At 69.9% G+C, this 8,919-nt stretch carries 4 protein-coding genes; 3 read left to right on the top strand and 1 reads right to left on the bottom strand.

Annotation, left to right across the window (positions count from 1 at the left end; genetic code table 11):
- Both Vqi01_RS31005 and Vqi01_RS24495 read left to right on the top strand, forming a co-directional pair.
- Positions 1-508: GVDTG sorting domain-containing protein (locus tag Vqi01_RS31005; RefSeq protein WP_504740174.1), on the top strand; the 508-nt coding region annotated here is incomplete at its 5' end.
- Position 509: 1 nt separating this feature from the next.
- Entirely contained in the window at positions 510-1,187 is a 678-nt protein-coding gene (locus Vqi01_RS24495; RefSeq protein ID WP_204037203.1) for a class F sortase, read from the top strand.
- Positions 1,188-1,385: 198 nt separating this feature from the next.
- Here Vqi01_RS24495 and Vqi01_RS24490 read toward each other — a convergent pair whose 3' ends face one another.
- Positions 1,386-6,443, bottom strand: coding sequence for an NAD-glutamate dehydrogenase (locus tag Vqi01_RS24490; RefSeq protein ID WP_204037198.1), 5,058 nt, complete (start codon positions 6,441-6,443; stop codon positions 1,386-1,388).
- 287 nt (positions 6,444-6,730) lie between these two features.
- On the opposite strand from Vqi01_RS24490, the gene Vqi01_RS24485 reads away from it, so the two are divergent.
- Positions 6,731-8,683 (top strand): penicillin-binding transpeptidase domain-containing protein, encoded by a 1,953-nt coding sequence (locus Vqi01_RS24485; protein ID WP_204037197.1) that lies wholly within the window; start codon positions 6,731-6,733, stop codon positions 8,681-8,683.
- Positions 8,684-8,919 lie beyond the last annotated feature (236 nt).

Raw genomic sequence — 8,919 nt, 5'->3', positions numbered from 1 at the left:
GCACAAGGAGTACGACAAGCGCGACGAGTACAACAAGCACAAGGAGTACGACAAGCGCGACGAGTACAACAAGCACAAGGAGTACGACGAGCGCAACAAGCACGACGAGTACGACGGCTACGACAAGCACGACGAGTACGACGAGTACAACAAGTACGACAAGCGCCACGAGGAGAAGGGCCACGACGACAAGCGCCACGAGGAGAAGGGCCACGAGGGCAAGAAGTACGGCGAGGACGACCGCTGGGAGCACAAGAAGGACTTCGTCTACTACGGCGAGGCCTGGGTCGACAAGCACGCCGAGCCCGGGACGTACAAGCTGGAGGGCTCCTGCGGCGAAGGCGAACTGGTCGTCCTGCCGCACGGCGGCGTGAAGGCCGGCGACGGTGGCGCCGCCACCGGAACCGACCGGGCCCTGGCTTCCGCCGGGGCGAGCCTGGTCGGCGCGGCCGCTCTCGGTGGCCTCGTGCTGCTGCGTCGGCGTCGGGCCGATGAGTTCGCGGCCTGACCTGACGACGAGACGGGCCGGCGGCCGTCACGGTGAACCGTGGCGCGCCGCCGGCGCCGCCGTCGTCATCCTGCTCGCCATGGTGGGCTCGGGGCTGATCGGCGCCTCGCTGAACGGCGACACCGTACGCCCACCCCAGCCGATTGCACAGGCCGGGACCGCGCCGGCCACTTCGACGGCCGAGGCCGGCTCCGGTGACGCCGACCGGGGGCCGGCCGGCCTGCCCCGCTCCGCCCCCACCACGATCAGCATTCCCCGGATCGGCGTCAACGCGGAGATCATGGCGCTCGGTACCAACCCGGACGGCAGCGTTCAGGTACCCCCGCTGGACCAAGCCCTGCTCGCCGGCTGGTACGAGCCAGGGCCGAGCCCGGGCGAAGTGGGCAACGCGGTCATCGTCGGGCACGTCGACTCGGCCGCGATCGGTCCCGCGGTCTTCTTCTCCCTCGGTGCCCTGCAACCCGGCGACATCATCACGGTCAGCCGACAGGACGGCAGCTCGGCCCGCTTCCGGGTCGACTCGGTGTCATCCCACCCGAAGGACACCTTCCCTGCGGAGCAGGTGTACGGCCCGAACGACCGGCCAGGGCTGCGGGTGATCACCTGCGGTGGCCAGTTCGACGAGACGACCGGCGACTACCGCGACAACGTGATCGTCTTCGCCTCGTTGGTGTGGTGAGCAGACCACGAACGGTGAGTGGCCCGGCGGCTGTTGCCGCCGGGCCACCCATCGCCCACGATCATGCACTTTTCGCCCCCGCGAACGCCCCCATAACCCCCATATCGGCGACCAAAACTCCATGATCGACGCGCCCGAAGGAGGCGACGCAGCGAAGGGAGGCGACGCCACCGAAGGGAGGCGACGCGGCGAAGGGGGTCAGGTGGCGGATGAGGTGCGGACCAGGGTACGGATCTGGCGTAGCAGCACCGACAGGGCCGCCAGGTCGGCCCGGGACTCGTCGAACTCGTCCATCGCCCGTTCCGAGCGGTGAATCGAGGTCGCGTTCGCCTGCTCCCACTGCTGCACCCGCTCGTGCGGCGGCAGATCGCCCGGCGTGGAGCAGAGCACCTCCACGGTGAGCGCGGCCAGCGCGGCGTACAGGTCGTAACGCAGCGCCATCCTCGCCAGGGTCTGCCACCGGTCCTCGCGCGGCAGCAGCGAGATCTTCGACAGCAACGCGTCCACCCGGAACCGGTCGGAGAGCACGAAGTAGACGGAAGCCACCTCGCTCACATCGCGCCCGGTGTCGGCGGCGGTCTCCACCACGTCGAGCAGGCCGAAGCTGTACATCAGCCGGGTGCTCTGCTCGGCAAGTTCGCGGGGCAGGCCGCGTTCGGTCATCGAGTCGATGTGCGCCGCGATCGCCTCCCGCTCGCTGCCGTAGAACAGCGTCTCCAGCTGCGGGAGCAGCTGGGCCACCCCGTCGCGCAGTCGGTCGATCTCCGCCCGCACATTGATCGGCGAGCGCCGGTTGGTCACCAGCCAGCGCACCGCCCGGTCGAGCAGCCGGCGGGTGTCCAGGTACACGTCGGTCTGCAACTGCGGGTCGACGCGGTTGTCCAGCGCCTCGACCGCGTCCCAGAGCTCGCACAGCCCGAACACCTCGCGGACCACCACGTACGCCCGGATCACGTCAACCGCCGAGGCGGCTGTCTCCTCGACGACGCGGAAGACGAACGTGATGCCGCCCCGGTTGATCGCCTCGTTGACCAACACCGTGGTGACGATGTCGCGACGCAGCCGGTGCTGGCCCATCCGGTCGGCGAAGCGCTCGCGCATCGGCGTCGGGAAGTAATTGACCAGGATCTGGTTGGTCCACTCCTCGTCGGCCAGGCCGTCGGCGAGGATCTCCTTCTCCAACGCGATCTTCACGTACGCCAGCAGCACCGCGGACTCCGGCGCGGTCAGCCCGGACTCCGTTCGTCCCGCCAGTTCCTCGTCCGTCGGCAGCGCCTCCAGCGCCCGGTCCAGCACACCGGAACGCTCCAGATCACTGATCATCCGGCGGTGCACCGGCAGCAACGAGGCGGCCTGGGCCTGCGAGTTGTTGATCGCCCGGGCCTGGTCGTAGTTGTCCCGCAGCACCAGTTCGGCGACCTCGTCGGTCATCTCGGCGAGCAACTCGTCCCGTTCGGCGACGGTCAGCTCCCCGTCGGCGACCGCCGTGTTCAACAGGATCTTGATGTTCACCTCGTGGTCGGAGCAGTTCACCCCGGCCGCGTTGTCGATGAAGTCGGTGTAGTTCCGGCCGCCGCCCATCGCGTACTCGATCCGGCCGAGCTGGGTCCAGCCCAGGTTGCCGCCCTCGCCGGCCACCCGGCAGCGCAGGTCCTTGCCGTTGACCCGGATCGCGTCGTTGGACTTGTCGCCCACCTCGGCGTTGGTCTGGCTGGACGCCTTGACGTAGGTGCCGATGCCGCCGTTCCAGAACAGGTCGACCGGCGCGGTGAGGATCGCCTTCATCAGCTCCTGCGGGCTCATCTGCTCGACGTCGTCGGCCAGCCCGAGCACCGCGCGGACCTGCGGCGACACCGGCACCGACTTCGCCGTACGCGGATAGACGCCGCCGCCGGCGGAGATCAGCTCGGAGTTGTAGTCCTCCCAGGTCGAGCGGGGCATCTCGAACAGCCGCTTCCGTTCGGCGTACGAGGTGGCCGCGTCCGGGTCCGGATCCAGGAAAATGTGCCGGTGGTCGAAGGCGGCCACCAGCCGGATGTGCTCCGACAGCAGCATGCCGTTGCCGAACACGTCACCGGACATGTCGCCGACGCCGACCACGGTGAAGTCCTGGCTCTGGGTGTCGTGGCCCATCTCGCGGAAGTGCCGTTTGACCGATTCCCACGCACCCCGGGCGGTGATGCCCATCTTTTTGTGATCGTAGCCGGCCGAACCTCCAGAGGCGAACGCGTCCCCCAGCCAGAAGTTGTGGGCGGCGGAGACCTCGTTGGCGATGTCGGAGAAGCTCGCCGTCCCCTTGTCGGCCGCCACCACCATGTACGGGTCGTCGCCGTCGTGCCGCACCACGTCCTCCGGCGGCACGATCTCACCGGCCACGATGTTGTCGGTGACATCCAGCAGGGCGCCGACGAACTGCTGGTAGCAGGCGACGGCCTCGTCCCGGTCGCCGGGCTTCTGCTTGAGCACGAAACCGCCCTTGGCGCCCACCGGCACGATCACGGCGTTCTTCACCATCTGCGCCTTGACCAGGCCGAGCACCTCGGTACGGAAGTCCTCCCGGCGGTCCGACCAGCGCAGGCCGCCGCGGGCCACCGCACCGTACCGCAGGTGTACGCCCTCGAACCGGGGCGAGTACACGAAGACCTCGAACTTCGGGCGGGGAGCGGGCAGTTCCGGGATCGCCTGCGGGTCCAGCTTGAACGCCACGTACTGCTTGGGTCGCCCGTCGAGCGGCTTCTGGTAGAAGCTGGTGCGCAGGGTGGCCTGGATCAACGACAGGTACGACCGCAGGATCCGGTCCTGGTCGAGGCTGGCCACCTCGTCCAGGGCGGTCCCGATCTCGGCCACCAGGTCGGCGCTGCGCCGCTCGCGCTGCTCGGCGTCGAGCCCGCCCGGCGCGAACCGCGCCTCGAAGAGCTGCACCAAAAGCGTGGCCACCCGCGGGTACGCGATGAAGGTCGACTCCATGTAGTCCTGCGAGAAGACGGTCCCGGTCTGGCGCAGGTACTTCGCGTACGCCCGCAGCACCACCACCTGGCGCCAGGTGAGCCCGGCGCGCAGCACCAGCTCGTTGAAGCCGTCCACCTCGGCCTCGCCCCGCCACGCCGCCGCGAACGCGTTCTCCACGTGCGGGCGCACCTCGGCCAGTTCCTGGTGCCCCTCGGGCAGTTGCAGCCCGAAGTCGTACAGCCAGATCCGCCCGTCGACGCGTTCCACCTCGTACGGGTGCTCGTCGACCACCCGTACGCCGAGCGAGTGCAGCACCGGCAGCACCGCCGACAGCATCATCGGCTCGCCGTACCGGTAAATCTTGAACCGGGCGTCCATCGCATCGTCGACGTCCGGCCCCCGGCCGCCGGCGCGTGGCGGCATCAGCTGCTTGCGGAACAGGTGCATCTCCAGCTGGCCGGCTTCCTCCAGCAGCTCCAGCTTGGCCAGGTCCTTCATCGCCTCGTACGGCGTGTGGGTGTCCTTGTAGCCCTCCGGGAACGCGTCGGCGTACCGGCCGAACAGGTTCTTGGCCTGCTCGTCGCCGAGCTTGCGTTCCAACACCAGCCGGTAGTCGTCGTCCCAGAGCCGGGTGGCGTCGGCCAGCTCCTCGGCCAGCAGGTCGGCGTCGATGTCCCCGGGTGGGTTGGTCGGGTCGGTGCGGACGGTGAAGTGCACCTGGGCCAGCGTCGACTCGGTGACCCGGGTGGTGTGGTCGACCCCCACGCCATTCAGCTCACGCAGCAGGATGTCCTGCATGCGCAGCCGGTTCTGGGTGGTGAACCGGTCCCGGGGCAGGTAGATCAGACAGGAGATGAACCTCCCGTACGCGTCCCGACGCAGGAACACTCGCAGCTGCCGGCGGCCCGCCATCCGCAGCACGCCGACCGCCGCGTGGTAGAGGTCGTCGGTCTTGATCTGGAACAGTTCGTCACGCGGGTAGGTCTCCAGGATCTGCAGCAGGCCCTTGCCGGAGTGGCTGCGCAGACTCAGCCCGGAACGGTCCAGCACCTCGGCGACCTTGCGCCGGACCACCGGCAGCTCCTGCACGCTGGTGCGGTACGCGGCGGTGGAGAAGAGACCGAGGAAGCGGCGCTCCCCCACCACCTCGCCATGCTCGTCGAAGATCTTGAAGCCGATGTAGTCCAGGTACGCCGAGCGGTTCACGGTGGCCCGCGAGTTCGCCTTGGTTATCACCAGTAGGCGCTTCTCGGTGACCTTCTCGTGGGCTTCGGGCGTCATCGAGGACAGCGTGCGGGCTTCCGGCGCGTCCTGTCGCAGGATGCCCAGCCCGGTGCCGAGCACCGCCTCCAGCGCCGGCCCGCCCTGGCCCGAGTCCGACACCAGCCGGTATTCCCGGTAGCCGAGGAAGGTGAAATGGTCGTGGGCGAGCCAGCGCAGCAGCTCGACCGAGTCGGTGATGTCCTTCTCCGGCACCGGCGGCCGGCTGTCGCTGGTCCGCGTGGCGGCCAACTCGTCGGCGAGCGCGAGGGCCCGCTGGCGCATCTTCGGCCAGTCCTCCACGGCTTCGCGCACGTCGGTGAGCACTCGCTGCAGCTCCCGGTGCAGCTTGTCCCGCTCCTCCGCGTCACGGACCGGCTCGATCTCGATGTGCATCCAGCTCTCGACCAGGTCGCCGGAGACCGCGTCGTCCGGCTCCACGTCGGCGGCCACCTCGATCAGCCGACCCAACGGCTCCCGGCGCACCACGATCAGCGGGTGGGCCAGCAGGTGCACGTCCAGGTGATGAGTGTTGAGCAGAGCGGTCACCGAGCTGACCAGGAACGGCATGTCGTCGGTGACGATCTCGATGACACTGTGGTGCTGCTGGGCGTCGGGCGGGTGGATCCGCACCTTCAACTCGCCCGGCACCCGCTGCTCGGCCAGCTCCCGATGGGCGCGGGCGGCTTCGAGCATCTCCTCGGCGGTGAACCCGATCAGCTCCTCGTCCGGCGCGAACCGCCAGAACCGGCTCACCAGGGTCGCCGCGTCGTGGTCGTCGCCGGCCAGCGCGACCGCCTGCGCCACCAGCCGCTCGGCGTTCGGTACCGGCTCGTCGAACTCGGCGTCCTCCGCGCCGTCGCCCAGCGCCTCTGGCGGCAGGCCCAGGTCGTAGAGGGTGTCGATGCTCGAACCGGTCATCCCGGTCACTCCTGAATCGAGTCGGCCGAAGCCGTCCCCGTCGGTCGCCGTGTCGAAACTGTCGTCCCGGCCGGCGTCAGCCTGCCGGAGATCGGGTTCCGGTTTGGTTGCCGGACGCCGGTCCATCGGTCGCACTCCCCTCAACCCACCGCGTTGTGGGTCACTCTGTCGCCAAGCCTAGGCCGACCGACCGGTTCGCACGTCGGCGGACCCCGGCCGGGACTTCCGGATTGGGACGGTCGTCCTTTTACCCGTTGCGGTACGAGGTTCGGCCGGCTTCGGAGTACCCGCCTAAAGTTGTTCATCACGCCGTCTGTGGCTCGTCTTTTCCCGCTCGACGACGACCGGGGCGGCCGAGGGTCGCCTCGGCGTAATAGCGTGCAGGGCAACCCGACCAGGAGGAAACCCAACCGATGCACCTGTCGCAACGCCTTCGTCACCGCTCGTCCCGCTCAATCGCGATTGCCGCCTGCCTGCTCGCCTCGGCCACCCTCGTCGCCTGCTCGGGCGAGGACGGCCCGCAGCGCAGCGTGGACGCCTTCCTGGACGGCTGGCATTCGGGCGACTTGAACGCGGTCGGCTTCGTCGACCCGACCGGGACGAAGGTCGCGGCGGCGGATGTCGCCAAGGAGATCAAGTCCCTCTCCGGCGAGTTGGCCGACGCACCGCTCAAGCTGAGCCGCAAGGGTGACCCGGAGATCGTCCGGAACACCGCCACCGCCACCATCCGGTTGGAGTGGACGCTGCCGGGCGAGACGAGTTGGGCGTACGACCGCCCGGTGCGGCTCACCCAGGGCCGCGACGACCAGTGGCAGGTGATCTGGGAGCCACAGGTCGTACAGGAGCAGCTCACCAGCGGCGACCGGCTCGGCCTGCGACGGGCCCCCGCACCCCGGGCCGCTGTGCTCGACGGCGCCGGCGAGCCGCTGGTGGCGCCGCGCCCGGTGGTCCGGGTCGGCGTGCAACCCAGCGAGGTGACCGACGTCAAGGCACTGACCCGCGAGTTGGACGCCGCGTTCCGCGCGATCAAGCCGGCGATCACGCCGCCAGTCGACGTGTCCAGCCTGGCCAAGCGGCTCGACGAGGCGAAGCCGGACGCGTTCGTCGAGGTGGTCACCCTGCGCGACGAGGCGTACCGGCAGATCAGGTCACGGATCCGCGACCTGCCGGGGACGAAGTTCCAGACCGACGAGCTGGATCTCGCCCCGACCCGCGAGTTCGCCCGGGCGGTGCTCGGCACCGTCGACCCGGCGCAGGCCGACGACCTGACGAAGTTCCCCGACCGCTACTCGCCTGGCGACCTGGTGGGGCACGGCGGGTTGCAGGGCCGGTGGGACGAGCGGCTGCGCGGCGTACCCGGACTGAGCGTGATCATCAAGCGGCCGAAGCCGGACGGGACGCTGGAGTCCACCGACGCCGTGGTGTTCCAGCGTGAGCCGGAGCCCGGCCAGCCGGTGCGGACCACTCTCGACGTGGCCACTCAGAACGCCGCGGACGGGGCGCTGCGCGGACAGCGGCGACGCTCCGCCCTGGTGGCCGTACGGATCAGCGACGGCGCGGTGCTCGCCGCCGCGAACGGCCCCGGCGCCGCCGGGGAGAACCTGGCCTTCACCGCGCAGGTGCCGCCGGGCTCCACGTTCAAGATGGTCAGCGCGCTCGGGCTGGTGGAGCGCGGCGCGATCAGCCCGGAGGCCACTGTCGACTGCCCCAAGACGTTCACAGTCGACGGCCGCCCGTTCAAGAACTCCAACGACTTCGCCCTCGGTGAGGTGCCGTTCCAGACCGTCTTCGCCAAGTCCTGCAACACGGCTTTCGCGGCCCTCGCTCCACAACTCGGCGCCGACGGGCTCGCCACCACCGGCCGCACCCTCGGCCTCGAGGGCAAGTGGGAGGTGGGCCTCGACGCGTACACCGGAAAGGTTTCCGCGAACGGCGGGGCCACCGAGCAGGCCGCTGCCGCGATCGGGCAGGGTACGACCCTGGTCAGCCCACTGGCCATGGCCGCAGCGACCGCAGCGGTGGCCAAGGGCGGGTTCACCCCACCGAAGCTGGTCCTCGACCCGGCCCCCGAGCCGGCGGCCGAGCCGGGCCCGGAGCTGAAGCCCGAGGCGGTGACGGCGGTGCAAACAATGATGCGCGAGGTGATCAGCACCGGCACCGGCACCGCGCTGCGGGACGTGCCGGGCGAGCCGGTGCACGGGAAGACCGGCACCGCCGAGTACGACGACAACCCGGAGAACACCCACGCCTGGTTCGTCGGCTGGCAGGGCGACGTGGCGTTCGCGGTCTTCGTCGAACAGGGCGGCTCCGGCAGCGGCACCGCCGTCCCGATCGCCGAACGCTTCCTGCGCGCCCTGGCCCGCTGACCTGCCTCCTCCCGAGATCGCCGGCAGTAGGTCGTGCAGGCGAGGCGGTGCCGGGCACCGTGACGCAGGCCCGGGGCATGGCACGAGCCCAGGGATCGTGACGCAGGACCGAGGGCATGGCACGAGCCCTGGGATCGTGACGCAGGCCCGGGAGGTGGCGTGGGGTCGTGGGCGGCGCACGGGTTGCGGCATGCGGGGGTGATCGGGCCGGCAGGGCAGGCGCGGGTTGCGGCATC

It is taken from the genome of Micromonospora qiuiae (assembly GCF_016863555.1).
Taxonomy (GTDB): Bacteria; Actinomycetota; Actinomycetes; order Mycobacteriales; family Micromonosporaceae; genus Micromonospora; species Micromonospora qiuiae.
The sequence above is the reverse complement of the archived record's forward strand: the minus strand, read 5'-3'. Positions and strand labels throughout refer to the sequence as shown.

Excerpts from the sequence above, each read along its gene's own strand:
- Vqi01_RS24490 (WP_204037198.1), bottom strand. The coding sequence starts at position 6,443 with ATGGACCGGCGTCCGGCAACCAAACCGGAACCCGATCTCCGGCAGGCT.
- Vqi01_RS24485 (WP_204037197.1), top strand. The coding sequence starts at position 6,731 with ATGCACCTGTCGCAACGCCTTCGTCACCGCTCGTCCCGCTCAATCGCG.